This window comes from Erythrobacter sp. Dej080120_24, from assembly GCF_036322605.1.
GTDB classification, from domain to species: Bacteria; Pseudomonadota; Alphaproteobacteria; order Sphingomonadales; family Sphingomonadaceae; genus Erythrobacter; species Erythrobacter aurantius.
On the sequence record NZ_AP027262.1, the window covers coordinates 2,408,279 to 2,433,683 of the forward strand.

The window sequence follows — 25,405 nt, forward strand, 5'->3', positions numbered from 1 at the left end:
CTTATTCCTCACCCATCCGCAGCGCAGCAATAAACGCTTCCTGCGGGATGCTCACATTCCCATACTCCCGCATCCGTGCTTTGCCCTTCTTCTGCTTTTCCAGCAGCTTTTTCTTGCGGGTGATGTCGCCGCCGTAGCATTTGGCGGTCACGTCCTTGCGCAGGGCGGCGATGGTTTCGCGGGCGATGATCTTGCCGCCGATGGCGGCCTGGATCGGGATTTTGAACAGGTGGCGCGGGATCAGGTCTTTCAGCCGTTCGCACATGCCGCGTCCGCGTTCTTCGGCCACGGTGCGGTGGACGATCAGCGATAGCGCGTCGACCGGCTCGTTATTGACGAGGATGTTCATCTTCACGAGGTCGCCTTCGCGGCTGCCGATCTGTTCGTAGTCAAAGCTGGCATAGCCGCGGCTGATCGATTTCAGCCGGTCATAGAAATCGAACACCACTTCGTTCAGCGGCAATTCGTATGTCACCTGCGCGCGCCCGCCGACGTAGGTAAGGTCGGTCTGGATGCCGCGCCGGTCCTGACACAGTTTCAGGATGCTGCCGAGATATTCGTCGGGGGTGTAGATCACCGCCTTGATCCACGGTTCCTCGATTGCGTCGATGCGGTTCACATCGGGCCAGTCGGCGGGGTTGTGGATCTCGATCGTCTTCGCATCCTCGGTCTTGGTATGGCCAAGGTGGACGGTGTAGACGACGGAAGGCGCGGTGGTGATCAGGTCAAGATCATATTCGCGGCTGAGGCGTTCCTGAATGATTTCAAGGTGCAACAGGCCAAGGAAGCCGCATCGGAAGCCGAAGCCCAATGCCGCGGAGGATTCCATTTCATAGGAGAAGCTGGCGTCGTTGAGGCGCAGTTTGCCGATGCTTTCGCGCAGTTTTTCGAAATCGGCGGCGTCCACGGGGAACAAGCCGCAGAAAACCACGGGCTGCACTTCCTTGTACCCGGGCAGCGCCTCTGTCGCGCCGTTCTTGACGGTGGTGATGGTGTCACCGACGCGGGCCTGCTCCACCTCCTTGATCTGGGCGGTGATGAAGCCGATTTCGCCCGGGCCAAGCTCCGGCAGATCGGTGCGCTTGGGGGTGAAGCAGCCGACCCGGTCGATCAGGTGCTGCGTGCCGCCCTGCATGAAGCGGATGTTGAGGCCCTTGGTAATGGTGCCTTCGATCACGCGGACAAGGATGACGACGCCGAGATAGGGATCGTACCAGCTGTCGACGAGCGAGGCTTTGAGCGGCTTGTCCCGCTCGCCCTTGGGCGGGGGGATGCGGGCGACGACGGCTTCGAGCACGTCTTCGATCCCGATGCCCGATTTGGCGCTGGTGAGGACGGCGTCGGATGCGTCGAGGCCGATGATGTCCTCGATCTCGGCGCGGACCTTGTCCGGCTCTGCGGCGGGCAGGTCGATCTTGTTGATGACGGAGACGATTTCGTGATCGTGCTCGATCGACTGGTAGACGTTGGCGAGGGTCTGCGCCTCCACCCCTTGCGCGGCGTCCACCACCAGCAGCGCGCCTTCGCATGCGGCGAGGCTGCGGCTGACTTCATAGGCGAAGTCGACGTGGCCGGGGGTGTCCATCAGGTTGAGCTGATAGGTCTCGCCGTCCTTGGCCGTGTAGTTGAGGCGGACGGTCTGGGCCTTGATGGTGATGCCGCGCTCTTTCTCGATGTCCATGTTATCAAGGACTTGCTCGGACATCTCGCGATCGGTGAGCCCGCCGGTGAACTGGATCAGCCGGTCAGCCAGCGTGGACTTGCCATGGTCGATGTGAGCGATAATGCTGAAATTGCGGATCTTGGAAAGGTCAGTCATTTGCGCCGCATTTAGCGCCCACTGTTCCCCATGTCATTCTCGAAAATTGCAACAAACAAAACCGCCTCAAACCCCCTCAAACTTGGACGGCGCAGCATAGCTGAATTGAGGGACACTGCCAGCTTGCCCCAACCCGCCGCCAGGCATTGCTTCGTAAGCGCCTTGGGCCAAAGCTGCGAGCGGGGCACCAGCCGCTGCCAGCGCGTAAGGGCTCACACGGTTGCGGGTGCAAAGCCCCCCTGCTCCGTCGTCGACCAGCGATTGTTCAAATTCGAGGCCCTGCGTGTCACCGTTTGTCCGGATCACCGTCGCGACTGCCAATTGGCCGCCACCCAGATCAACAACGAATTGCGTTCCCTTAGGCACTTCAGACAACCCCTGAATCAACGCACCCGTGCGCGAGAGATTTCTGAGCGTTACCTCATAGGAATGATCGTCATGGATCACCTGGATCTTTCGGAAAACAGTGCGGCGCTTTGAACGCTTTATCCGGTCGCTGCTTGGGGCAATCTTCCAGTTTCCTCCAACCAACTCGGTCTGCACCGTCTCCCGACTGATGGGATCCGAGAAGATCGGCCCTTCCATCCGTTTGACACCGCAATCCTTGAGCTTCTGGAAAATTGTCGTCGTCTCGATCCCGTTGGCAATGGTGTCCATCCGAAGGGCGTTGGCGAGCGCGACAATTGCCGTGATCAAACCGAGGTCGGAGGTGTCGTTCTTTTCGGCTTCGCTTATGAGATTTTCGTCAATCTTGATCGCATCAAAGGGCGCGCGCCGCAGGTAGGCCAGCGAGGAATAACCACTGCCGAATTCATCGAGGGTCAACCGAACGCCGAGCTTGAACAGTTGATCGAGGGTACGATCAACCGCGCTCGTGTCGCCAAAGAACACTGCCTCACTGATTTCCAGTTCAAGCCGGGCTGCAGATATGTCCGCTTCCTGCAGAGCCTCGCCAACCGCTTCAACGAAGCCGTCAGCAGCAAACAGGGCGACCGGCACATTGACGGCTACCCGGATTGAGTCCGGCCATTGCGCCGCGTCCTTGCAGGCTTCTCGAATGGCCCAAGTGCCGACTTCCCCGACTTGGCTCGAACCGTCGATAATCGATGCGAATTCTTCTTCGTCTATCTCACCACGCTGGGGATGGTTCCAGCAAATGTGAGCTTCGAGAGCGCGCACTTCTTCGGTGCCGGCGGAAACAATCGGCTCGTACTTGAGGAACAATTGCTCGTCTCTGACAGCCTCCCCAAGATCCTCTTCCAGGCGGCGACGGAAAAGAGCTTCGTTTTCCAGTTCCCCCGAAAAGAACCGGAATTGCCCTCTTCCCCCGTTCTTGGCCGCGTAAAGCGCAAGGTCAGCCGACTTGACTACCTCGTCGGCGGTCACCCCATCGTGTGGGGCGATGGCAATGCCAACGGAGCAGCCGATCACACAGCGACCTTCTTCGAGCGAATATGGCTGCTTCAGCATCGTGATGACCTTCATCGCGATGTCGCCCAGTTCGCCGCGATCGTCCTTGTCCGGTATCAGGACCTGGAATTCGTCACCGCCAAGCCGTCCGATCTCGCAATCGACCTCGATCGAGCGGCGCAGCCTCTCGGCAACCTGCTTCAGCAGTTCGTCCCCGGCGGCATGGCCTAGAGTGTCATTGACGTGTTTGAACTTGTCGAGATCGAGCATCATGATCGCGCAGTTGCGCTTGGCCGCCTTGAATGCGGTGATCGTGCTTTCGATCTGATGTTTCATCCGGTGCCTGTTGGACAATCCGGTCAGTGAATCGAACTTGGCGAGACGTTCGGTCTCTTCCTCCCGATAGTACTCCTCGGTGATATCAGCACCGGTACCGCGGAAGCCGCAAAACTCGCCGTCTTCAATGATTGGCTGACCCGCGAGACGGAGCACTGCTCCCTGCGGTCGTTTCTCCGCTCGCACCGCGAATCCCGAAAAGGCCCGGTGCGCGTTGAGCATCAACGAAAGCGATTTGCTGCGCCCTTCACGATCAGCGGAGACGAATACCGAAGGCAACGGCTTGCCCAGCAGGTCATCGAGAGCAATGTCGATACGATCCGCAATCGTGGCACTGAGATAGGTCAGCTTGCCGTCCTTGTCGCTTGCCCAGAACCAGCCAAGGCCAGACCGCTCAAGCTCATCAAGCATGGCAAGCTTCTCGCCATCGGAAAGCGCGCTTGCCGACTTCCCGGAACCAGAAGTCGCGCTTGCTGCGGCAACCTTCGATCCGCTTCTGGACAAGAAACCCTTGAGGGGCACGTTTGCCTCTTCCTTCCCGTCAGACCCCAAAATATAGGGTTTTTACGTACTTCACGTTGCGTAAAGCCGGTTGGTTATTTTTTGGCTAATGACCGCGGTTAACGGCACATGATCCAGCACTATCGTTTTGGGGCGGCGCGATCCGGGCGCCACGCCCTTCGATCAGTCTCGGCGAGTGCTGGTGATATCGACTTCGACGAAGTACTTGGTGCTGGAACGCATGGCGCCGGTAAGCGCGGCAACTGCTTCGTCGTTGAGCGAGCGAAGCGGGCGTCCCGCCGCTTCGATCTGATAGGGCGACACGCGGTGGCGGGTGCACAGGCCATCGGCCCCATCGCTGATCAAAGGCGTTTCGAATTCAACGCCCTGACTGAACCCTTCCGATCGACGCACGGTTGCAACAGCAAGCTGGCCGCCTCCAAGATCGAGTACGATGTCCGTGCCAACTGGAACATCCAGCAATCCTTCGATCTTGGCCCCGGTCCTTGAGAGATTGCGCAGGAACACGTTGTATCGATCATCGCCGTGGATGAGCCCGATCTTGCGGAATTCAGTGCGCCGATCAGAACGGTATTTTTCCGGGCCCTTGGGCACGAATTTCAGTTCACCCGTCGCAAGCCGTTCCTCGATCTCCAACTGAGGCAGCGCTCGGGCAAAAAGCATCCCCTGGACGTGCGATACACCGCGATCGGTTACTGCTCTGAGTTCGTCCTTCGTCTCAACGCCTTCGGCAACCGTTTCCATGCCCAATGCCGATGCCAGACTGACGACAGCGGAGATGATCGCATCGTTTCGGTTATCGGGCGATGCACAGCCGCGCACGAAGCTCTGATCGATCTTGATCTTGTCGAATGGGGCGTCGCGCAAATAGCCGAGCGAGGAATAGCCGGTGCCGAAATCGTCCAGCGCCAGCTTTACGCCAAGCTCCTTGAGTTCGTTGAACACGCGGAAGGCGCGCTCCATGTCACCAACGAACACGCTTTCGGTGATTTCGAGTTCAACCCGCGCCGGGTTGACGCCGCTGGTCTTCAACGCGCGGCGCACGACATCGACAAAATCTTCCGAGGAGAACTGCACGGCCGATACGTTGACGGCGGCGCGGATATCGCCGGGCCATTCCCTGATCGTCTCGCAAACCCGAAGGAGCGCCCATGCGCCGAGTTCGCGGATAATTCCGACCTCTTCAGCCACGGGGATGAAGTCCGCCGGAGAAATCATCCCGCGCTCGCTATGATTCCAGCGCATCAGCGCCTCGACACAGACAACTTCATGGCGATTGACGTCGAGGATCGGCTGATAATGCATTTCCAGTTCGTCGCGGCTGATTGCGTCGCGCAGATCGGATTCGATCTGGTGGCGATAGCTAGCCTTGTCCCGCAACTCGTTGGAATAGAAACGGAACTGCCCGCGTCCGCCACCCTTGGCCGAATAGAGCGCAAGGTCCGCTGCCTTGACCAGTTCATCGGACTCGATCCCGTCGAACGGCGCAACGGCGACACCAACCGAACAACCGATGACAGCCCGCATCCCGTTGATCGAATAGGGTTGCGAGACCATCTGGATGACCCGCATCGCCAGATCGCCCAGCGTGCCGCGATCATCGACGTCGGGCATGATGACTTCGAATTCGTCGCCCCCGATACGTCCGATTTCGACGCCCTCTCCAAGAACCCGTGCGAGGCGACCAGCAACCTGCTTGAGCAGCTCGTCACCGGCCGGATGGCCCATTGTGTCATTGACCTGTTTGAACCGGTCGAGGTCGATCAGCATGATCGCGCAAGACCGCTTTGAAACTTTGAAGGCGGTCAGGGTCGCTTCGAGTTGCGACGACATGCGGTGCCGGTTGGAAAGCCCGGTAAGCGAGTCATAGCGCGACATCTTTTCTGCATCGCGCTGGTGCTTGAAGCTTTCGGAAACGTCGCGGACAATTCCGTGGTAGCCGGAGAATTTGCCGCCCGCGTCGGTTTGGGGAACACCGGCGATTTCCCACCATGACTCGCCCGCACCTTCTCCACGATCCAGCCTGACAGTCGTGGGCTTGATCGAGTTGCGCTTTGCAAGCTGGAATTTCAAAGGCCGCTCGCCTCCGGAATCTTCGCTGCCTTCCACTGGCAGGAACACTTCCGTCATCGGCCTGCCCACGATGTCCGAGGCGGGTCTGCCGATCCGGCGGACAGCCGGTTCCGAAATGTACTGAATGCGGCCTTCCGCATCGCTGGCCCAGAACCATCCGAGATCAGAGTTCTCGAGGCTCTGCAACAGGTGAGCTCGGCCGAACTTTTGTTCCGACAGGACGGGAGAATCGGATTCGGGTTCACCCGAACCGTTCTTGAAGCGGGAAAGCAGGCCAGCCATTTGCGCGTAAGACTCCTCGTATTGAGCCCTGACGCGATAGCTTTCAGTAGTGAACATTTGGATAACCGGGCTTAACCACGATGCCTGACTGGGGGCCGCAAACTGAAAAGTCAGGCAATTCGCGCGGCGCTTCGGCTTGTCAGATGAATGCGAACAGGCCATTTGTTCACCAATTCGCAGAACAACGCCGAATTCAGCAATCGCAAAGGGGATATGGGATGGCACAAGGCACCGTGAAGCTCGAGAATGAAGCGGCACAATCGACCAACGCGCTAGGGCCGCTTGTCGGTGTCGCGCGCGAGGATTTCGTCAGCGCCGTCGCCTTGCTGCTCCGCGAAACCGCATCCGATCCCAATCGTCTGATGAAACACGCCCGGACATGGGGCGAAGACATGGTCAAGATCATGACCGGCAAGAGCGAGCTGAAACCCGACCCCAAGGACAAGCGGTTCATGGACCCGGCGTGGCAATACAACCCGTTCTTCCGTGCCGGCGCGCAATATTACCTCGCGGTGCAAAAGGGCATGCGCAACTGGCTCGAAGACCTCGAACTGGACGAGCTTGAACGCAACCGCGCAAACTTCATTGCCAATATCATACTCGACGGAATTGCGCCGACCAATACGCTCGCCGGCAACCCGATGGCGCAAAAGCAGATCATCAATTCCGGCGGCCTGTCGCTGATCAAGGGGCTGCAGAACGCCTACAACGACATCGTCCACAACAAGGGGATGGTAAGCCAGGTCGACAAACGCCCGTTCAAACTGGGTGAAAACATCGCCACCTCCAAGGGCAACGTCGTGCATCGCACCGAAATGTACGAGCTGATCCATTACGCCCCGACAACGGACGAGGTGTACGAGATTCCGCAACTGACGATCCCGCCGCAGATCAACAAGATGTACATCAATGACCTGTCGCCGGAAAAGTCGATCATCAAGTGGCAGGTCGACAACGGGCTTCAGACCTTCGTCATTTCCTGGCGCAACCCGTCAAAGGAACAGGGCCATTGGGACATGGCCGATTACATCGCATCCTGCGAAGAAGCTTTGGCGGTCGTTTCGGAAATCACCGGATCGAAGAAGGTCAACGTTTCCGCCGGCTGTTCAGGTGGCCAGACCGCCTCGGTACTCGCGTCAAAGCTTGCCGCAACCAAGAACGATATCCTTGGCACTCTGACGCTAATGGTGTGCGTGCTGCACCCCAAACAGACCGACATCGAAGCCGGTTCGCTGGTCAGCGAAAACGGCATGGCGCTCGCCCGCCAGCGGGCGGCGAAGGCCGGTATCATCAAGGCGGACGATCTGGCACGCGGTTTTGCCTGGCTCCGCCCGAACGATCTCATCTGGAACTATGTGATCAACAACTACCTGCTGGGCATGGATCCACCCGCCTTCGACGTGCTGTTCTGGAACGCGGATGCGACCAACCTTTCCGCCAGCCTGATGGGCGATTTCCTGACGCTGTATGAAACGCTCGCCTTCACCAAACAGGGCGAAGTCGAAATGGCCGATCACAAGGTTGATCTGAGCAAGGTGACCTCCGACCTGTTCATCCTTGGCGGTGTGACCGACCACATCACCCCCTGGAAGGCGACCTACCGTTCGACGCAGTTGTTCGGCTCGAAGCACGTCACCTACGTTCTCAGCCAGTCCGGCCACATGCAGGCGATCCTCAACCCTCCGGGCAATCCGAAGGCGAAATATTACGTCCAGAAGAAGAAGGGCAAGCTGCCCGAGACGGCTGACGAATGGTTGCAGGGTACCGAAGAGATAAAAGGCAGCTGGTGGCCGTTCTGGATGGAGTGGATTCAGGCGCGTTCGGGCGGAAAGGTGGCTGCGCCCGCCGAAGTCGGCAGCAAGGCGCATCCCCCGCTGGAAAGCGCGCCGGGACTCTACGTCGTCGAAGAAGTCTGATACAGGCGCAGCCGTAAAGATGAATTTACAGCTTATGGGAGGCACGTGTCGCACGGGATCTGCGATGCGTGTCCCCCACCCACCGCGCACCCCTTTTGCGCGCCCACCAAGGACGGGTTTATCGTGACGGAAATCATGGACGAAGCGGTCATTTCGATGGAGCAAGTGGCCGGGCGGACGCTACGGGTTGCTACATGGCGGCTGCAAAAACAGAGCGAGCACCTGCCGATCCTGTTCTTCAACGGCATTGGTGCAAATATCGAAGCCGTGGCCCCGCTGGCAGCCGCCATGCCGGAGCGCGGATTCATCATGTTCGACATGCCCGGAACCGGCGAATCACCCGATCCGATCATCCCCTACAATCCCTTCACCATGAGCTGGACCGCTGCGGAACTGCTTGGCCGGTTCGGCCTTGGCGAAGTGGATGTGATGGGTGTTTCATGGGGCGGTGCGATGGCGCAGCACTTTGCGCTCCAGCACCCGGCCCGAACCCGTCGGCTGACGCTGATCGCGACCACGCCGGGCATGGCGATGGTGCCGGGCAACCCCGCCGCCTTCACCAAGATGGCCAATCCGCGCCGCTATATCGATCCCGAGTTCATGAACGAGCATTTCGCGACACTATACGGCGGAGCAGATGCCGATGGCACCGCGCACCAGAAGGACAGCCACATCGGGCGGTTGAAGCCCCCTTCCCCGCGCGGATACATGTATCAACTGCTGTGCATGCTGGGCTGGACCAGCCTGCCTGCCTTGCCGTTCCTCAAAAAGGAAACGCTGATCATGATGGGTGAGGACGACCAGATCGTGCGCCCGATCAACGGCCAGATCCTGAAGGCGATGATCCCCAATTCGCGGATCAAGATGTTTGCGGGAGGCGGTCACCTGTTCCTGCTGACCCATGCCGATGAAAGCGTCGCCGCAATCCGCGAATTCCTCGACGCTCCGGAAACCGAGGCGGAAAAAGACCGCGTGGGCGCTTACGCCGCCTAAGCCGAGGGCAGCCAGGACCTTAGTATCCTATTCACCTGATCCGGCGCATCCTGTTGAACCCAGTGGGATGCATCGGGCAGGCGGTGGACTTCCAGTTCGGGGACGTATTCCTCCGTCCCGTCGAGACAGTGGATGTCGATCGCAACGTCCTGTTCACCCCAGACGATCAAGGTCGGCACCTTGACCTGCCCTGCGCCTATATCGCGCGCATCCGGGCGACGGATGAGCGCGCGGTAATAATTGAACATAGCAGTCAACGCCCCCGGTCTTGCCGCGGCCTGCCGATAGGTTTCCCGCACGCCTTCGTCGAACAGATGCGAATTGACCGTGGTTTCCTTGAACAGGCTCTTGATCGGCATCGCTTGCCGCCGGCCCAGCAACAGCTCGGGCAATCGCGGCAATTGGAAGAAGAAGATGTACCAGCTCTTTCGCAGCTGCCGCCAAGTCTTCAATTCGCGCTGCCCGCATCTGGGATGCGGCACATTCATGATTACGAGCCGTTCGAGCGGCCTGATTTCCATTATGGCGAAATACCAGGCGATGATTGCGCCCCAGTCATGCGCGATCAGCGTCACCTTGGTCGCCCCGCTGGCATCGATCAGCGCCGCGACATCCTGTGCCAAGGTTCTCAACCTGTAAGCATCAGTGCCCTCGGGTCGGGAAGTTCCGCCGTAGCCACGCAGATTGGGCGCCCAGACGCGGTATCCCATTTCCGCCAGCAAAGGCATCTGGTGCCGCCAGCTGTAATGCAGCTCCGGAAACCCGTGCAGGCACAAGGCCAGATGATCGCCCTCGCCTGCGGTTGCGACTTCGAAAGTCAGGCTGCCTGCCTCGATCCATTCGATCGCAATTCCGCTGGGCTTCATGGTCATTTTGACAGCGTAGCAGCGTCCGGCGCGATATGATAAGCCGGTTGCGAATAAAAACCGGGAGAGAGAGAAATGCCAGCGTTTGACCTGATCATTCGGGGTGGGACAATTGTTGACGGAACCGGAGCGGAGCGGTTTACCGGAGATGTCGCGATCAAGGACGGGCTTATCGCGGCAGTTGGCGCCGTTTCAGGCGACGCCACGCGCGAGATGGACGCCGCCGGCAAGATCGTCGCTCCCGGCTTTGTCGACATCCACACGCATTATGACGGGCAAGCGACCTGGGATCAGGAAATGGCTCCGTCGAGCTGGCACGGTGTCACCACTGTTGTCATGGGCAATTGCGGGGTCGGCTTCGCGCCTGCCAAGCCCGATCGCCACGAATGGCTGATCAGCCTGATGGAAGGGGTGGAGGACATCCCCGGAACCGCCCTGTCCGAAGGGATCACGTGGGATTGGGAGACCTTCCCCGAATACCTCGACGCGCTGGAGAAACTGCCGCGCACCGTCGATATCGGCACCCATGTCCCTCACGGGGCTGTGCGAGCCTATGTGCTGGGGGATCGCGAGCAACCCGGCGCGGTGCCGACCGCAGAAGACATCGCCGAAATGAGCCGTATTGTCGAAGAAGGCGTGCGCGCGGGCGCTCTCGGCTTCTCGACATCGCGCACGGTGCTGCACAAATCGGTCGATGGGGAACTGGTCCCCGGCACCACCGCCACGCCCGAAGAACTGGTCGCCATTGGCAAGGCAATGGGTCGCGCGAAGGACGCGGGCGGTCACGCCGTGTTCGAAATGGCGAGCGACCTTCAACGCGACTGGAACGAATTCGAGTGGATGGGCCGCCTCAGCCGCGAAGCCGGAATCCCGGTCACTTTCGCCGCGCTGGAAAGCATTGCGAAGGAAATGCCGCTGAAAGAGCAGATCGCCACCATGCGCGCCGAAAACGACAATGGCGCGAACATCGTCGCCCAGATCGCGCTGCGCGGAAACGGCATCATCATGGCGTGGCAGGGCACGGTAAACCCCTTCGCCTTTCGTCCGAGCTGGCAAGCGATCAAGGATTTGCCTTGGGCCGAGCAGAAGGCGAAGCTGCTGGATCCCGCGTTCAAGGCGCAATTGCTGTCCGAAGCGAATGACTATTCCGACGCGCCCAAGGACATCATCGGCGTGGTCATGGTTATAACCCAAGGGTGGGCGCTGCAATATGAGATGGACCCCGATTTCGATTACGAGCCGGACGCCTCAGCCAGCGTGAATGCCCGCGCGCAGGCCGCCGGGATCAGCCCGCAGGAATACGCCTATGACATGCTATGCCGCGACGATGGCACCGGGTTCATCTACCTGCCGATCCTCAACTATGCGGACGGCAATCTCGATTTCCTGCACCCGCTCCAGCACGCCGACGACACGGTGAACTCGCTGTCGGATGGCGGCGCGCATTGCGGGACGATCTGCGATGCGGCCTCGCCCACCTTCATGCTTGAACACTGGGTGCGCGATCGCAAGCGCGGGGACCGGATCACGCTGGAGAACGCGATCAAGCGCCAGTGCCGCGATACCGCCGTTCTTTATGGCCTCGAAGATCGCGGCGTGATCGCGCCGGGCTTCCTCGCCGATATCAACGTGATCGACATGGATCGGTTGAAGCTCGGTCGCCCGTGGCTCGCCTTTGATCTGCCTGCGGGTGGCAAGCGCCTCTTGCAGAAAGCCGAGGGCTACGTCTGCACGATCAAAAGCGGCGTGGTGACATTCGAGGAAGGCAAGTGGACGGGCGCAACGCCGGGCGGCTTGATCCGCGGGCCCCAGCGCGCTCAACTGGCCGAAGCGGCGGAGTAATCCGCCGCCCCCGGGTCAAGGCTCGATCACGATACCCTTCGCCGGATCGACGCTGCCGCCGACCATTTCCAGAAAGGTCGTGCGCGCAGCGTCGAGGCCCTTGTGGGTGACGATTTCCACCGCGCCTTCGACCGAATTCAGGAACCCGTGCCAAGCCGCCGCAGCCAGCTTGCCGCCTTCGACCGGGCCGTGTTCCTTGAAGAAGGAAACGAAGTGATCCGGGGCAAAGAACAGCGTCGGCTTGGGCCCGGGCAGACCGGCTGCCCCGCCCATCCCTGCGCCTCGTTCCTCGATATGGGTCGCACCCACAAGGCACGAATATTTAAGCGCCTCTCCGAAGTGCTGATGGATGCTCGCCAGCAGTTTCGCATTGCCTGCGAAATCGACGCTAACCGTCGGCTCACCCGCAATCGTGCCGAGATCATCATACGCGACCACTTCATCATACAGGCCGGTCGAACGCACGAATTCGACATTGCCCGGTGAAGTCAGCCCGATGCGCTTGATCCCCGGCGAAGCCTGCTTGGCACAACTTGCCAGCCCCATCGCGGTCTTGGACGATGCGCTGGTCAGCACGACCTGTTTCGCGCCGAACCAGCCCTCTGACCGCATGAAATAGTCGATGATGAAGCCGGTCTTGAACAGCGGACCATAGATCATCCGCTCATTCTCACGCGCGGGATCATGCTCGGGATCGGCAGCAAGCCGGGTGTAGCTGTTGTACACCGGGCTCATCGGCTGGCGATAATCGGTCATGTCGGAAAACCCGCCGGGATTAATCTTGCCCGGCACCACATCGAGGTGGGTCGCCATCGGCAGATAGCCATAGACCCGCTCGCCCACGGCGATCTCAGGGCATTTGCTCTCGATCACCTGCGCATGGCCCCACATCGGCACAATGCCGAGGCCCTCCGGCGCGGGGAAGAAATCCCAATAGCGGAACCCGTCACCGACCACCGCATAGGTGATGTTGTTGGCCGTGACGGAGAAACTCTCGATCCTGAGCCGCACCGCTCCTTCAGCGAGTTCGCCGGTCGGCACTTCAACCAGCTCGGCATCGGTGAGATCGGTCTTGCGGACGTGCACCTGGGACAGGGTCATCGAGGGTTCTCCTATGTCATCACCGCCATCGACAAGGCGGCGCGTTTCACTCCTGTGGAGCGGTGTCGCCTTGCTGCGCAGGACGTGGCGGCTGCAGACGTGTAAGGGCGCTTCCCGAGACCTGCAGGCGAGCCGCAAACGACCGCATTCTGACCGAACAAGTCTGCTCGATCTCCGCCGGATTGCGCTGGAGGTAAACGGGGTAGCGATCCGTAAAGGCCTGCATCAAATCGGTGCCGCGTTGCGCTTCGTAGCGGCCGACGAAATAGGTCAGCGCGCTCGTGAGTCCGATCTGGTTGTCGGGCGTCATTTCCGCTTCCATCTCGGCCATGATCGCGCCGATGAAGATCGCACAGTCGAGATCATCTTCGGCACTGAAAGCGGGAGTGTAATCCTCGCCCTGTTGCGCATGCAGCGGAGCAGCGAACGCCAGCGCCGCTGCAATTGTCAACGTGGCCGCGCGCATCATACCCGCATCGGCATGAGAACGTAGAGCGCTGGGCTCTGGTCGTTCTCGCGGATCAGCGTCGGTGCGCCCGCATCGGCGAGATGCAGTTCCACTTCCGCCGAATCAAACTGACCGAGAATGTCCTTCAGGTAATTGGCGTTGAAGCCGATTTCGAAGCCTTCGCTGCTGTAGCTCGCAGCGAGTTCTTCGGCGGCATTGCCGTTGTCAGGCGATGTCACCGAAAGCGTCACCTTGTCCGCTTCAAGCCCCATCTTCACCGCGCGGGTCTTTTCGGTGGCGATGGTCGCGACGCGATCAACGCCCTGGTAGAACAGCTTCGGATCGACCCTGAGCAGCTTGTCGTTGCCGGTCGGGATGACCCGGCTGTAATCGGGGAAAGTGCCGTCGATCAGCTTGCTGGTCAGCACCACACCGCCCTCGCCCGAAAGCGTGAAGCGGATCTTGCTGGCCGAAAGGTCGATCTGGACCGATCCGTCCAGCGCCTCTTCAAGCAGCTTGCGCAGCTCTGCCACCGCTTTGCGTGGAACGATCACGTCGGGCATGCCCTCTGCACCATCGGGACGCGCAAGCGTGAAGCGGGCAAGCCTATGGCCGTCGGTCGCGGCGGCTTTCAGCACCGGCTCGTCTTCGTCGGTGACGTGCAGGAATATGCCGTTGAGGTAATAGCGGGTTTCTTCGGTCGAAATCGCAAACCGGGTGCGGTCGATCAATTCGGCCAAGGTGCGAGCCGGGATTTCGAAACTGGTCGGCAGGTCGCCTTCGACGATCACCGGGAAATCATCGCGCGGCAGTGTCGGCAGCTTGAACCGGCTACGCCCGGCCTTGATCTCCATCCGGTTCTCTGCGGTTTCAAGGCTGACCTGTGAACCTTCGGGCAGTTTGCGGGCGATGTCGAACAGCAGGTGAGCCGAGACGGTGATCGCGCCGGGCACTTCGACCGAGGCGGCGCTCATCGTTTCGACCACTTGCAGATCGAGGTCGGTCGCCATCACCTTCACGCTGCCGCCGTCACTCGCGTCGATCAGGACGTTGGACAGGATCGGAATGGTGTTGCGGCGCTCGACCACCGACTGAACATGGGAAAGGCAACGCAGGAGCGTCGCGCGTTCGATCGTAGCCTTCATCAGCTTACCCTATCGTTGTATCTTGCCGGGTGGCGCCAACAGGCCGGAATCGCCCTGAAAACGCCGAATGCTCACCAAAACCTTAGCGCCCCCGACAATACGGGCAAGTTTGTGCCTTTGCGAGGGGGGATTCGCTTGGGGATAAGGGCTTTTCGGCCCTCTCTTTCCCGATCAGACCATCGCCATGCCGCCGTTCACGTGCAGCGTTTCGCCGGTGATGTAGCCCGCCTCGCGGCTGGCGAGGAACGACACGGCAGCACCGATATCCTCACCCGAGCCCATTTTCGCCATCGGAATGCGGGCGTTGATGGTCGCCTGTTGCTTTTCATCGAGCGCGGATGTCATCGCGGTGCGGATGAAGCCGGGGGCCACGCAATTGGCGGTAATGCCGCGGCTGGCGACTTCCTGAGCGAAACTCTTGGTCATGCCGGTGAGGCCTGCCTTGGCCGCGCAATAGTTCATCTGACCGGGGTTGCCGGTGTGGCCGACGACGCTGGTGATGTTGATAATGCGGCCGAAACGCGCCTTCATCATCGGCTTGGCACTGGCGCGCATCAGGCGGAAGGATGCTTCGAGGTTGATCGCGATCACCTCGTCCCATTCCTCATCCTTCATCCGCATTCCGAGGTTGTCGCGGGTAATCCCGGCGTTGTTCACCAGAATGTCGATCCCGCCCAGCGTATCGAGCGTCGCCGGGATCAGTTCCTCGACCTGAACACGGTCGGACAGGTTGCAGGTGATCTCGACATGCTCGCCGCCGAATTCCTCATGCAGCTGCTCGCGGAAAGACCGGAGTTTGGAGCCATTGGACCCTGACAGCGCAACGCGCGCGCCCTGCTTTGCCAGCGCAATCGCGATTGCAGAGCCGATCCCGCCGCTTGCGCCGGTCACCAGCGCGTTCATTCCATCGAGCCTGAACATCAGTTGATCTCCTTTGCGAACCCTTCGAGGTCTTCCATCGTGACGAGGCTGTGCGTTGCCGCTTCCTTGTCGATCCGGCCGATCATCGGCCCCAACACCTTGCCGCCCAGTTCGACGAAGCTTTCCACCCCGTCCGCACGCATGGCCAGCACGCTTTCGCGCCAGCGCACGCGGCCCGTCACCTGCTCGACCAGCAAGGCCCGCTCTTCCTCAGGATCGGAGACCTTGGCGGCGGTGACATTGGCGAACAGCGGCAGGGCGAATGCGTTCATGGTGGTATCCGCCAGCGCTTCCGCCATGCGGTCGGCCGCCGGCTGCATCAGAGTGCAGTGAAACGGCGCTGACACCGGCAACAGAACGCCGCGCTTGATCCCGTAATCCTTGACCATGGCGATAGCGCGTTCGATCGCGCTCTTGTGGCCGGAAATCACGACTTGTGTCGGATCATTGTCATTGGCGACTTCGCAAATGTCCTTCTCGGAAGCCTTGGCGGCCAGTTCGCTCGCCTTGTCGATATCGGCACCCAGCAGTGCCGCCATCGCACCTTCGCCCACCGGAACGGCGGCTTGCATGGCCTGTCCGCGCAGCTTCAGAAGGCGCGCGGTGGTGGCCAGATCGAATGCCCCCACAGCACACAGCGCGGTGTATTCGCCCAGCGAGTGTCCGGCGACGCATGCGCCCTTGTCGGCCAGCATCACTCCGAATTCTCGCTCAAGCACGCGCAGGGTGGCGATGGCATTGGCCATGATCGCGGGCTGCGCATTTTCGGTAAGGGTCAACTGGTCTTCCGGCCCTTCGGCCATGATCGCCGACAGCTTCTGACCCAACGCCTCGTCGACTTCCTCGAACACTTCGCGTGCGGCCGCGCTGGCTGCGGCGAGTTCGACACCCATCCCGACTTTCTGGCTGCCCTGTCCGGGGAAAACGAAAGCTCTCATGATGAATCCTCCTGTTGGAGGCGGCGGTTAGGCTGCTCCTGCTGGCCCCGCAAGCCCGAACGGCACAACCCTGTTGGCAGATGTGTGGCCGATTTCGGCCCTGCCGAGATAACGGATGCCCGCCCTGTCGCACCAGAAACGGGCGATTTCCTCGGCATTCTGGCCGAATTCGACATGGTTTTCGGGGACATCGCTGATCGCGCCGAGACGCAGCCCGGCAAGCCGCGGCATGCTGCCTGCGAGCGCGAAGAAACAGCGATCCACCGCGTAGAGATGCTCGCTCACCTCCTCCACCATCAGCACATGACCGGAAAGATCGGGCATGATCGGAGTGCGCGCCAGCATCGCCAGCGTGATGAGGTTGAAAGCCGCCGCCGGAGTGACCCCGTCAAGGCTCGGCTCCAGCCCCGAATTGTCGCCTGAAAACCAGCGCAGCACCCGCCGCACCGCTTCCCGGCCTGTTTCAGAGCGGGCGCTGACGGGCATCGAACCATGCGCGCACTGCCCGATCCCGGCGCGATAGAGCGCGGCCAGCAGATATCCGCAATCGGAAAAGCCGACATAGGTTTTCGACCGTGCCGACGCATTCATTCGCGCCACCGCCGCTTCGGCAATCCGGTTTGAACCATAGCCGCCGCGTGCAAACCACACCGCATCAAAGGCCGGATCGTTCGCGCAATCGAGCAAGGCCGTCAGCCGGGTCAAATCATCACCCGCAAAATGGCCCGAGCTGGCGTAGCACTGCTCGTGAAAGGTCACCGAGTGATCGGGAAATTCCGCCGCCACCAGCGCCTCCAGTGCGGCCGCATGATCGCGGGTGATCGGGGTTGCCGGAGCGCAGATGGCGATATTCGTCATGGGTGCAGCCTATGGCGCTTGTCAGGCTTCATGCAAGCCAATATCCATGACGGCATGACCGGGATCGATGCCTCCGCGCTTGAAGGGCGCCCTTTCTTTTTCTGTGGCATCGGTGGATCGGGCATGCTGCCGCTGGCGCAGATCGCGCACGGAATGGGCCACGCTGTTGGCGGGTCAGACCGGTCCTACGATCAGGGACGCACCCCGGAAAAGTTCGAATGGCTGGCCAGTCACGGCTTCACCCTGTTTCCGCAGGATGGAAGCGGCATAAGCTCGCCAGACCAGATCCTGATCGCGTCTGCCGCAGTGGAGGACACCGTCCCCGAAGTAGCGAAGGCGAAAGAACTCGGCTGCGCAAGGCTCAGCCGCGCGGAACTGCTTTCGACCTTTTTCAATCAGGCGGGATATTCGATTGCGGTCGGCGGGACTTCGGGCAAATCGACCGTCACCGGCATGATCGCGTGGATCCTGTCAGAGGCGCATTTCGACCCGACCGTGATGAACGGCGCGGTGATGAAGAACTTTGTCAACGCCTACAATCCCTTCGCCAGCGCCCGTGTCGGCAATCCGCGCATCTTTGTCAGCGAAGTGGATGAAAGCGACGGTTCAATAGCGCTCTACCGCCCTTCGGTGGCGGTGTTGCTCAATGTCAGCCTTGATCACAAATCGATCGAGGAATTGCGCAAGCTGTTTGGTGACTATGTTCGCGAGGCGGGCTGCGCCGTGATCAATTTCGACAATGAAGAAGCTCGGTTTCTTGCCCCGCGCGCGGATGAAGCCGTCAGCTTTGCGATCAATGATCCCCGCGCCGACATCACGGTGGAGCCGGACTCCATCGAACAGAGCACGTTCGGCATCCGGGCGGCGGTGATCGACAATCGCAGCCGCGAGATGTTCCCCCTGATCCTGCCGATGCCGGGCCTGCACAATCTCTCCAACGCGCTTGCGGCGATCGCTGCGGTAAGCGCGGCGGGGATCGAGGCAAGGTCCGCCGCCTATGCGCTTGGCAGTTTCAAGGGGCTGGCGCGGCGGTTCGATCTGGTGGGCACGACTGCTTCGGGCATCACGGTGATCGACGATTTCGGGCACAACCCCGAAAAATGCGCGGCAACGCTGCGCACGCTGAAGGCGACGGAAGGCCGCGTGATCGCCTTTTTCCAGCCTCACGGATATGGCCCCTTGCGCCAGATGGGCGATGAACTGGCAGAAACCTTCGCACGCGAACTCGGCCCGGACGACATCACCATCATGTGCGATCCGGTGTATTTCGGCGGCACTGTCGATCGCAGCGAGGGGACAGAGCGGATCATCAATCTCATCCGGAAGCATGGCGCGAGCGCCGAGCATGTTCCCGAACGCGCGGCCTGCGGTGATCGCATTATCGAGCTTGCCCGCCCCGGCGATCGCATCGCGATCATGGGTGCGCGCGACGATACGCTGAGCACTTTCGCAAAGAGCATTTTCGAGCGGCTGGGGTGAGCATTTACGAACGCGCAAGGCGACATGCGTGGTTCATGGCCGGGGCGCTGGTGCTGGCGATACTGTTTGTCCTGACGGTTGAGCAATTCGCGGGCCATTCCACGATTGCCTTTGGAATCGCGATTGTTGGCCTCGTGCTGGCCAATGCCCGGATGCTGCGGATGAATTGCCCGGTATGCGGCAAGAACCTGTTCTTTCGCGGACTGATGGTCGTCCCCTGGCCCAACCGAACATGCGGCAAATGCGGCAGCCAGCTCGATAATCCTCAAAATCGCTGATGGAGCGGCACCTTGCCGGGAGATAGTCTTATGCCAATGCACCCGCGCGACTTCTCTCTCGAAACCCTGCTGAGGGCCTGCGCCACCCAACATGCGCAACGCGAAGCCACCGTCGATGGTACTCAGCGGCTGACCTATGGTGAACTCGATCGCAGGGTCGGGCATCTGGCGCATTGGCTGCTGGCAAAGGGGATCGGGCCGGGGGACCGCATCGCGATCCTGCTTACCGACGGTGCGCCCTATCTCACCACCCTGCTCGCCGCAGCCCGGATCGGAGCGATTTCCGTCCTGCTCAACTGGCGGCTTGCTCCGGGCGAAATTGCGTGGATTTGCAGCAATGCCGAACCCGCAATGACCTTTGCCAATCCCCGCTTCACCCACCTGCTGGCTGAAGCCGAGGCCGGTGAAGTGATCGAAGTGGACGAGCGCCATGATCCGCAGGGCGCATTCGAAACAATGGTGACGACGCCGCAGGCTCCGCTCACCATGCCGGAACTCGCGCCTGAGCGTCCGGTCTACATGATGTACACCAGCGGCACGACAGGAAGGCCCAAGGGCTGCCTTCAAGCGGGCAGCGCGGTTGCATCATCGGCCTTGGGATTCTGTGTGCGGCGCGGGTTTACCCGAGAAGAACGCCTGCTTTCGGTCAATCCGCTGTTCCATGTCGTGGGGATGCAGCAGGTCGCGGCGATGCTGGCCTGCGGGGGAACGAGCGTGTTTGCAGGCCGCGACGATGACAATGCGGCGATTCTCGATCTGCTCCACCGCGAAAGCTGCACCACCACCAGCGCTTTCCCTACCATCAGCTTCCCTTGGGTTGCGATGGAGCCGATCCGCAACGGGGTGATGCCGCTCACCAACTACACCGGCGGCGCAGGTATGGGTCGCCCGCAAATGTACGAATTCATCGAGAAGGATTGGGACGTCCGCGTCGTCGGCGGATATGGCCAGACCGAAGTGTGCGGCTTTGCCACCTTCATCGATTATCCCGATATGCTGGAGCATCCGCGCTCGATCGGATGGGCGATGCCCCATGTCGAGATGACCGTTCTCGATCCGGAGGGCAACCACCTGCCACCGGGAGAGGAAGGCGAGCTGTGCCTGCGCGGCCCTTCGGTCATGCTCGGATACTGGCGCAACGCCGAAGCAAGCGAGGCGGCGCTTGGCCATGGCTGGCTGCGAACGGGAGACCTCGGCACGATGGACGAGCGCGGATTGGGATATCTGCTGGGCCGTGCCAAGGAGCTGATCAAGACCGGCGGCGAGAACGTCTATCCGGCAGAAGTCGACGCAATCTTTGCCACCATGCCCGAAGTCGCAGACGCTGGCTGCTGCGGCGTCCCGGACAAGCAATGGGGTGAAGCGGTGAAAGCCTTCGTCGTGCTGAAACCGGGCATGGAACTCACCCGCGAAGAAATCACCGCTCGTTTCAAGGGACAAATCGCAGGCTACAAGCGCCCACGATACATCGAATTCGTCGATCAGCTGCCACGCGACCCCATCGGCAAGCTGTTGCGGCGTGAACTGTCGGCAAGGCCGGTGTCGCCCGATCAGGCTGCCTAGCTTGCCAGCGCCTTGCGCCCGGCTTCCTCACGCTCGAACGCCTTCAGATACGCTTCACGCTGCGTAAGCCGCTTTCGGTACGCCTTCAGGCTTTCCGGCACGCCATCGTCCAGCCCCACGCTTTCAGCCAGTATCAGCGCATAGCCGACGCAGATATCGGCGACGGTAAAGCGGTTGGCGCACAGGAACTCCCTGTCCTTCAGCCGCTCCTCGATCTTCACCAGACGCTTGTGAAACCACTTGGCATAGGCGTGGCCTGCCTCGGCCCAGCCCTTGTCCTTCTCGAATATGGCAAAGCGCATGTACACGGTCTGGGGGAAAGTGATCGTCGCATCGGCGTGGTAGGTGTAATCGAGATATTCGCCGTAATCCGGCTCCCCCGGCGCAATCGCTAGATCGGTGTAGCCCGAACGCGTCGCCAGATAATGCGCGATGGCGCAGCTTTCCGTCATCCGCGTTTCGCCATCCACCAGCATCGGAACCGTGCCGAGCGGGTTCAACGCCAGATAATCGGGCGCGAGATAGCGCGGCGGGAACGGCAGGATCTTGAGGTCGATATCCACCCCGGCTTCCTCCGCCGCCCAGGTGGCGCGCAGCCCCCTCGAACGGGCGCAGGTGTATAGAATGGGCCTGTCCGTCATCAGTGCGCTCCCTCATAGCCGATGATATTGTGCAGGACGTAGGCGATGATAGCGCCCAGAACGAGCCCGATGACCCCCGAAACCGCCGCATAGGTGGCCCAGCCCGCTACGCCGGAAAGCGCGCCCGTCACGCCCGCAACCCAGTGTTCCGCGCCATGCGCCGCATCATACAGCAGGTGAAAGCCGACTTCGTGCGTACCGTGGACGATGATGCCGCCACCGACCCAAAGCATCGCGATGGTCCCGACAAAGGAAAGTGCGACCAGCAGCCTTGGCATCGCTCGCAGCAGGAAGACACCCAGGCGGCGAATATTGGTGACCTCGCTTTCGCGGAGCATCCGCAACCCGACATCATCCATCTTCACGATCAGTGCGACCGCGCCATAGACCGCGACAGTAACGATCACGGCCACCAGAGCCAGCGCGATGCTCTGTTCCCACCATGTCGGCAGATCGAGCTCGCTCAGCGTTATCGCCATGATTTCCGCCGACAGGATCAAATCGGTGCGCACCGCCCCGGCCACCCGTTGCTTTTCGAAAGCGACAGGATCGGCGATCTCGTCCGCGACGGTTTTGCCGTGCTTCGCCCCGCCCAGCTTTTCCATCACCTTTTCAGCGCCCTCGTAACACAGGAAGGCGCCGCCCAGCATCAGTATCCAGATGATCAGCCAGTTCGCGAAAACCGAAAGCAGGATCGCACCGGGCAGCAGGATAACGAGCTTGTTGAACAGGCTTCCCTTGGTGATTGCCCAGATTATCGGCAGTTCACGTGATGGCGAAAGCCCGGTGACGTAGCTCGGCGTGACGGCGGCATCGTCAATCACCACGCCTGCGGTCTTTGACCCGGCCTTGCTCGCCGAAACCGCTATATCATCGGCCGAAGCCGCTGCGGCGCGCGCGATTACCGAAACATCGTCAAGCAGCGCGACCAGACCTGATGGCATTGCACCTGTTCCTTGTTCATGGGTATCAAGAACGCCGACTGCCTCGCCTAAGGCCTTCGCACAAGACTTGCATTCACGGCCAAACCCGCTATGTGCGCGCATCCGTTCCGTCCGGGAGCGGTGTTTGGAAGAAAGCCGGAGGGGCCCCGCACCAGCCAATAGGCCGCGGACAAGCCAGCGATCGGCAGCAGTATAAGGAACGCGAAGAATGGCTCTTTACGAGCATGTCTTCCTCGCGCGTCAGGACCTTTCGCAGGCCCAGGTTGACGCGCTGGCGGCCGCGGCGACCGAAATCGTCGAAGCGAACGAAGGCAAGGTCCTCAAGACCGAGACCTGGGGCCTCAAGTCCCTCGCCTACAAGATCGAACGCAACCGCAAGGCGCATTTCGTGATGCTCAACATCGACGCACCGGGCTCGGTCGTCGCTGAGCTCGAGCGCCAGACCCGCATCAACGAAGACGTCATCCGCTACATGACCATCCGTGTCGACGAGCACGAAGACGGCCCGAGCGTGATGATGCGCAAGAACGAACGCGAGCGTAAGCGCCGCGAAACCCGTGAGGAGCGCGACTGATGGCCCGCCCGTTTTTCCGCCGCCGCAAGTCCTGCCCGTTCGCGGCAAAGGACGCCCCGAAGATCGATTACAAGGACGTGCGCCTGCTTCAGGGCTTCATGTCCGAGCGTGGCAAGATCGTGCCTTCGCGCATCACCGCCGTTTCCGCCAAGAAGCAGCGTGAGCTCGCCAAGGCGATCAAGCGTGCGCGTCACATCGGCCTGCTGCCGTACATCGTGAAGTAAGGGGAGAAAGAAAATGGATATCATCCTCCTCGAACGCATCGAGAAGCTTGGCACCATCGGTGACGTCGTCACCGTCAAGGACGGCTACGCCCGCAACTTCCTGCTCCCGCAGAAGAAGGCCCTGCGTGCCAATGAAGCCAACAAGAAGGTCTTCGAAGCCAACCGCGAACGCCTCGAAAAGGAAAACGCCGAGAAGCGCGTCGTCGCAGAAGGCCTCGGCAAGAAGGTGGAAGGCGCCGAAGTCGTGCTTATCCGCGCTGCTTCGAACGCCGGGCAGCTCTACGGTTCGGTCAACGTCCGCGACATGGTTGCCGGTCTGGTCGAACAGGGCTTCGAAATCGACAAGCGTCAGATCATCATGGGCGCGCCGATCAAGTCGATCGGCATGCACGATGTGACTGTCGCCCTGCACCCGGAAGTGCACGTCACCGTCAAGGCGAACGTCGCCCGTTCGGATGACGAAGCGAAGCTGCAGAGCGAAGGCGTCGACGTGCTGGCGCAGATCTTCGAAGAAGAGCAGAAGGAAATCGAGGAACAGGCCGAAGCGAATCGCATCGACCCCAACCTTGAGCCGGGCGAAATCCCCGCCGAACTGCTCGAAGAACGCGCAGAAGACGGAGAAGGCGACGCCTGATCGGCTCGGCTTCAACCAACGCATTCAAATCGGGCGCGTGGATCGGCATGATCCCCGCGCCCTTTTTGTAACAAGGCCTCGCAAATTGTGCGAAGCCGTCTTTGAATCATACGCAAACAGGAATTAGGACCACTGCATGACCCCAATCCCCACCATTCTCGAACAATTGCAACAACACTATGCGGACGCGGTCGCGACCCTGCGTGAAGATGTCATCGCCTTTGGCCGCGACGGCACCATCCCGCCCGAACGCAAGCGCCACGACGGCAGCTACGCCTATCCGCAGCTGACATTGCATTATTCGGGAGCCGGTGTTGGAGGCGGCGATCCGCAAGATCGCAGCCGTGCGTTCGGCCGGCTCGACCTGCCCGGCACCTATACCACCACGATCACGCGGCCCGATCTGTTTGCCCCCTACCTTACCGAACAGCTCGAGCTGATCTCCGCCGAGTATGAAATCGACGTGACCGTTGAGCGTTCGCGTCAGGAAATCCCGTTCCCCTATGTGCTCGACGGGGAAGCAGGCGCGGCGATGGTCGGCATCGCACCGCAGGAAATCGCCAAGTACTTCCCCTCCACCGACCTTTCGCTGATCGGCGACGAACTGGCTGACGGGATCGAGTTCGACGAAGATGCCGACATGCCGCTGTCGCTGTTCGACGGCCTGCGCACCGACTATTCGCTGGCGCGGCTGGCGCACTACACGGGTACCAAGGTCGAGGACTTTCAGGACTTCATCCTGTTTACGAACTATCACCGCTATGTCGATGAATTCGTGAACTGGGGCGCACAGCAGATTTGCGCCAAGGACAATGGCGGCGGCTATCATGCGCTGACCGGAGCGGGTGGGCTCGACATCCGTGAATGCGTCGACAATGCGCATGAACAGCTTTCCGACACCGCCTGGCGCAAGCACCAGATGCCCGCCTATCACCTGATTCGGGAGGATGGCCGGGGCATCACGCTGGTCAACATCGGGGTCGGCCCTTCCAACGCCAAAACGATCTGCGATCACCTTGCCGTGCTGCGCCCGCACGCATGGCTGATGATCGGCCACTGCGGCGGTCTGCGTTCAAGCCAGAAGATCGGCGATTTCGTTCTCGCTCACGCTTACCTGCGCGATGATCACGTGCTCGACAACGTCCTCCCGCCAGAGGTTCCGATCCCGCCGATTGCCGAAGTGCAGCAGGCTTTGGCCGGAGCGGCGGAGGAAGTCTCGGGCGTACAGGGTGCAAACCTGAAACAACGGATGCGTACCGGCACCGTTGTCACCACCGACGACCGCAACTGGGAACTGCTCTATTCGAGTTCGGCCAAGCGGTTCTCGCAAAGCCGCGCCATCGCGATCGAAATGGAAAGCGCCACCATCGCCACGCAAGGGTATCGTTTCCGCGTGCCCTACGGCACGCTGCTCTGCGTCTCAGACAAGCCATTGCACGGCGAAATCAAGCTCCCGGGTCAGGCCAACAAGTTCTACGAGGAAGCAATCGCCGCCCACCTCCAGATCGGCCTCGAAGCGGTCAAGCGCCTGCGCGACGAAGGCGACCGCCTGCACTCGCGCAAACTGCGCGCCTTCAACGAACCGCCGTTCAGGTAAG

Annotated in this window: 22 protein-coding genes; 10 read left to right on the top strand and 12 right to left on the bottom strand. The window is 60.8% G+C overall.

Annotated elements, in window-relative coordinates:
• Position 1: 1 nt before the first annotated feature.
• From lepA to AABA34_RS11525, 3 genes are all read right to left on the bottom strand, one after another.
• The gene (gene lepA / locus AABA34_RS11515) at positions 2–1,819 is read right to left on the bottom strand and encodes a translation elongation factor 4 (protein WP_252257985.1); all 1,818 of its coding nucleotides are present in this window, start codon (positions 1,817–1,819) and stop codon (positions 2–4) included.
• Positions 1,820–1,885: 66 nt separating this feature from the next.
• Positions 1,886–4,087 (bottom strand): putative bifunctional diguanylate cyclase/phosphodiesterase, encoded by a 2,202-nt coding sequence (locus AABA34_RS11520; protein WP_338302750.1) that lies wholly within the window; start codon positions 4,085–4,087, stop codon positions 1,886–1,888.
• 162 nt (positions 4,088–4,249) lie between these two features.
• Positions 4,250–6,442 carry a putative bifunctional diguanylate cyclase/phosphodiesterase gene (locus AABA34_RS11525; RefSeq protein WP_338302751.1) on the bottom strand — a complete coding sequence of 731 codons (2,193 nt, stop codon included), beginning with the start codon at positions 6,440–6,442 and terminating at the stop codon, positions 4,250–4,252.
• A 218-nt stretch (positions 6,443–6,660) separates the two neighbouring features.
• On the opposite strand from AABA34_RS11525, the gene AABA34_RS11530 reads away from it, so the two are divergent.
• On the top strand, positions 6,661–8,358 hold the full coding sequence (locus tag AABA34_RS11530) for a PHA/PHB synthase family protein (RefSeq protein WP_338302752.1): 1,698 nt from the start codon (positions 6,661–6,663) through the stop codon (positions 8,356–8,358).
• Positions 8,359–8,403: 45 nt separating this feature from the next.
• Complete coding sequence (locus AABA34_RS11535) at positions 8,404–9,351, top strand: alpha/beta fold hydrolase (protein WP_338302753.1); 948 nt, start codon at positions 8,404–8,406, stop codon at positions 9,349–9,351.
• On the opposite strand, the gene AABA34_RS11540 is transcribed toward AABA34_RS11535, so the two are convergent.
• On the bottom strand, positions 9,348–10,223 hold the full coding sequence (locus AABA34_RS11540) for an alpha/beta fold hydrolase (RefSeq protein WP_338302754.1): 876 nt from the start codon (positions 10,221–10,223) through the stop codon (positions 9,348–9,350). The genes AABA34_RS11535 and AABA34_RS11540 overlap by 4 nt on opposite strands.
• Positions 10,224–10,292: 69 nt before the next feature.
• Here AABA34_RS11540 and AABA34_RS11545 point away from each other — a divergent pair, with 69 nt between their 5' ends.
• Entirely contained in the window at positions 10,293–12,059 is a 1,767-nt protein-coding gene (locus tag AABA34_RS11545) for an N-acyl-D-amino-acid deacylase family protein (RefSeq protein WP_338302755.1), read from the top strand.
• A gap of 15 nt (positions 12,060–12,074) precedes the next feature.
• Here the strand turns inward: AABA34_RS11545 and AABA34_RS11550 are convergent, their stop codons facing one another.
• From AABA34_RS11550 to AABA34_RS11575, 6 genes are all read right to left on the bottom strand, one after another.
• Positions 12,075–13,160 carry a DUF2855 family protein gene (locus tag AABA34_RS11550; RefSeq protein ID WP_338302756.1) on the bottom strand — a complete coding sequence of 362 codons (1,086 nt, stop codon included), beginning with the start codon at positions 13,158–13,160 and terminating at the stop codon, positions 12,075–12,077.
• A 46-nt stretch (positions 13,161–13,206) separates the two neighbouring features.
• Positions 13,207–13,629: a hypothetical protein gene (locus AABA34_RS11555; RefSeq protein ID WP_338302757.1), complete on the bottom strand. Its 423-nt coding sequence runs from the start codon at positions 13,627–13,629 to the stop codon at positions 13,207–13,209.
• Complete coding sequence (gene dnaN / locus AABA34_RS11560) at positions 13,626–14,753, bottom strand: DNA polymerase III subunit beta (protein WP_338302758.1); 1,128 nt, start codon at positions 14,751–14,753, stop codon at positions 13,626–13,628. The genes AABA34_RS11555 and dnaN overlap by 4 nt, the downstream gene beginning before the upstream one ends.
• A gap of 171 nt (positions 14,754–14,924) precedes the next feature.
• Complete coding sequence (fabG, locus tag AABA34_RS11565) at positions 14,925–15,674, bottom strand: 3-oxoacyl-[acyl-carrier-protein] reductase (RefSeq protein WP_338302759.1); 750 nt, start codon at positions 15,672–15,674, stop codon at positions 14,925–14,927.
• On the bottom strand, positions 15,674–16,612 hold the full coding sequence (gene fabD, locus AABA34_RS11570) for an ACP S-malonyltransferase (RefSeq protein WP_338302760.1): 939 nt from the start codon (positions 16,610–16,612) through the stop codon (positions 15,674–15,676). Before fabD ends, fabG begins: the two co-directional genes overlap by 1 nt.
• A gap of 27 nt (positions 16,613–16,639) precedes the next feature.
• Positions 16,640–17,470 carry an LD-carboxypeptidase gene (locus AABA34_RS11575; RefSeq protein WP_338302761.1) on the bottom strand — a complete coding sequence of 277 codons (831 nt, stop codon included), beginning with the start codon at positions 17,468–17,470 and terminating at the stop codon, positions 16,640–16,642.
• Between the two features lie 30 nt (positions 17,471–17,500).
• Here AABA34_RS11575 and AABA34_RS11580 point away from each other — a divergent pair, with 30 nt between their 5' ends.
• Genes AABA34_RS11580 through AABA34_RS11590 form a run of 3 tightly spaced genes read left to right on the top strand, consistent with a single transcriptional unit; the run spans position 17,501 to position 20,790 of the window.
• Positions 17,501–18,949 carry a Mur ligase family protein gene (locus AABA34_RS11580; RefSeq protein ID WP_445083732.1) on the top strand — a complete coding sequence of 483 codons (1,449 nt, stop codon included), beginning with the start codon at positions 17,501–17,503 and terminating at the stop codon, positions 18,947–18,949.
• Positions 18,946–19,227 (top strand): hypothetical protein, encoded by a 282-nt coding sequence (locus AABA34_RS11585; RefSeq protein ID WP_338302762.1) that lies wholly within the window; start codon positions 18,946–18,948, stop codon positions 19,225–19,227. Before AABA34_RS11580 ends, AABA34_RS11585 begins: the two co-directional genes overlap by 4 nt.
• 30 nt (positions 19,228–19,257) lie before the next feature.
• Complete coding sequence (locus AABA34_RS11590; RefSeq protein ID WP_338302763.1) at positions 19,258–20,790, top strand: class I adenylate-forming enzyme family protein; 1,533 nt, start codon at positions 19,258–19,260, stop codon at positions 20,788–20,790.
• On the opposite strand, the gene AABA34_RS11595 is transcribed toward AABA34_RS11590, so the two are convergent.
• Complete coding sequence (locus tag AABA34_RS11595; protein WP_338302764.1) at positions 20,787–21,431, bottom strand: glutathione S-transferase family protein; 645 nt, start codon at positions 21,429–21,431, stop codon at positions 20,787–20,789. The genes AABA34_RS11590 and AABA34_RS11595 overlap by 4 nt on opposite strands.
• On the bottom strand, positions 21,431–22,375 hold the full coding sequence (locus AABA34_RS11600) for a DUF808 domain-containing protein (RefSeq protein ID WP_338302765.1): 945 nt from the start codon (positions 22,373–22,375) through the stop codon (positions 21,431–21,433). Before AABA34_RS11600 ends, AABA34_RS11595 begins: the two co-directional genes overlap by 1 nt.
• A 208-nt stretch (positions 22,376–22,583) precedes the next feature.
• Here AABA34_RS11600 and rpsF point away from each other — a divergent pair, with 208 nt between their 5' ends.
• From rpsF to AABA34_RS11620, 4 genes are all read left to right on the top strand, one after another.
• The gene (rpsF, locus tag AABA34_RS11605) at positions 22,584–22,949 is read left to right on the top strand and encodes a 30S ribosomal protein S6 (protein ID WP_034954294.1); all 366 of its coding nucleotides are present in this window, start codon (positions 22,584–22,586) and stop codon (positions 22,947–22,949) included.
• A complete protein-coding gene (gene rpsR, locus AABA34_RS11610) occupies positions 22,949–23,173 on the top strand; it encodes a 30S ribosomal protein S18 (protein WP_034954295.1) in 225 nt (74 codons plus the stop codon). The genes rpsF and rpsR overlap by 1 nt, the downstream gene beginning before the upstream one ends.
• Before the next feature lie 13 nt (positions 23,174–23,186).
• Positions 23,187–23,807, top strand: a complete 621-nt coding sequence (rplI, locus tag AABA34_RS11615; protein ID WP_252258003.1) for a 50S ribosomal protein L9 — start codon at positions 23,187–23,189, stop codon at positions 23,805–23,807.
• A gap of 136 nt (positions 23,808–23,943) precedes the next feature.
• Positions 23,944–25,404, top strand: a complete 1,461-nt coding sequence (locus AABA34_RS11620; protein WP_338302766.1) for an AMP nucleosidase — start codon at positions 23,944–23,946, stop codon at positions 25,402–25,404.
• The last annotated feature ends 1 nt before the right edge of the window (position 25,405 follow it).

Coding starts and splice junctions, on each gene's coding strand:
- lepA (WP_252257985.1), bottom strand. CDS start 1,819: ATGACTGACCTTTCCAAGATCCGCAATTTCAGCATTATCGCTCACATC.
- AABA34_RS11525 (WP_338302751.1), bottom strand. CDS start 6,442: ATGGCTGGCCTGCTTTCCCGCTTCAAGAACGGTTCGGGTGAACCCGAA.
- AABA34_RS11530 (WP_338302752.1), top strand. CDS start 6,661: ATGGCACAAGGCACCGTGAAGCTCGAGAATGAAGCGGCACAATCGACC.
- AABA34_RS11540 (WP_338302754.1), bottom strand. CDS start 10,223: ATGACCATGAAGCCCAGCGGAATTGCGATCGAATGGATCGAGGCAGGC.
- AABA34_RS11545 (WP_338302755.1), top strand. CDS start 10,293: ATGCCAGCGTTTGACCTGATCATTCGGGGTGGGACAATTGTTGACGGA.
- AABA34_RS11550 (WP_338302756.1), bottom strand. CDS start 13,160: ATGACCCTGTCCCAGGTGCACGTCCGCAAGACCGATCTCACCGATGCC.
- AABA34_RS11555 (WP_338302757.1), bottom strand. CDS start 13,629: ATGATGCGCGCGGCCACGTTGACAATTGCAGCGGCGCTGGCGTTCGCT.
- dnaN (WP_338302758.1), bottom strand. CDS start 14,753: ATGAAGGCTACGATCGAACGCGCGACGCTCCTGCGTTGCCTTTCCCAT.
- fabG (WP_338302759.1), bottom strand. CDS start 15,674: ATGTTCAGGCTCGATGGAATGAACGCGCTGGTGACCGGCGCAAGCGGC.
- fabD (WP_338302760.1), bottom strand. CDS start 16,612: ATGAGAGCTTTCGTTTTCCCCGGACAGGGCAGCCAGAAAGTCGGGATG.
- AABA34_RS11575 (WP_338302761.1), bottom strand. CDS start 17,470: ATGACGAATATCGCCATCTGCGCTCCGGCAACCCCGATCACCCGCGAT.
- AABA34_RS11580 (WP_445083732.1), top strand. CDS start 17,501: ATGCAAGCCAATATCCATGACGGCATGACCGGGATCGATGCCTCCGCG.
- AABA34_RS11590 (WP_338302763.1), top strand. CDS start 19,258: ATGCCAATGCACCCGCGCGACTTCTCTCTCGAAACCCTGCTGAGGGCC.
- AABA34_RS11595 (WP_338302764.1), bottom strand. CDS start 21,431: ATGACGGACAGGCCCATTCTATACACCTGCGCCCGTTCGAGGGGGCTG.
- AABA34_RS11600 (WP_338302765.1), bottom strand. CDS start 22,375: ATGCCATCAGGTCTGGTCGCGCTGCTTGACGATGTTTCGGTAATCGCG.
- rpsF (WP_034954294.1), top strand. CDS start 22,584: ATGGCTCTTTACGAGCATGTCTTCCTCGCGCGTCAGGACCTTTCGCAG.
- rpsR (WP_034954295.1), top strand. CDS start 22,949: ATGGCCCGCCCGTTTTTCCGCCGCCGCAAGTCCTGCCCGTTCGCGGCA.
- rplI (WP_252258003.1), top strand. CDS start 23,187: ATGGATATCATCCTCCTCGAACGCATCGAGAAGCTTGGCACCATCGGT.
- AABA34_RS11620 (WP_338302766.1), top strand. CDS start 23,944: ATGACCCCAATCCCCACCATTCTCGAACAATTGCAACAACACTATGCG.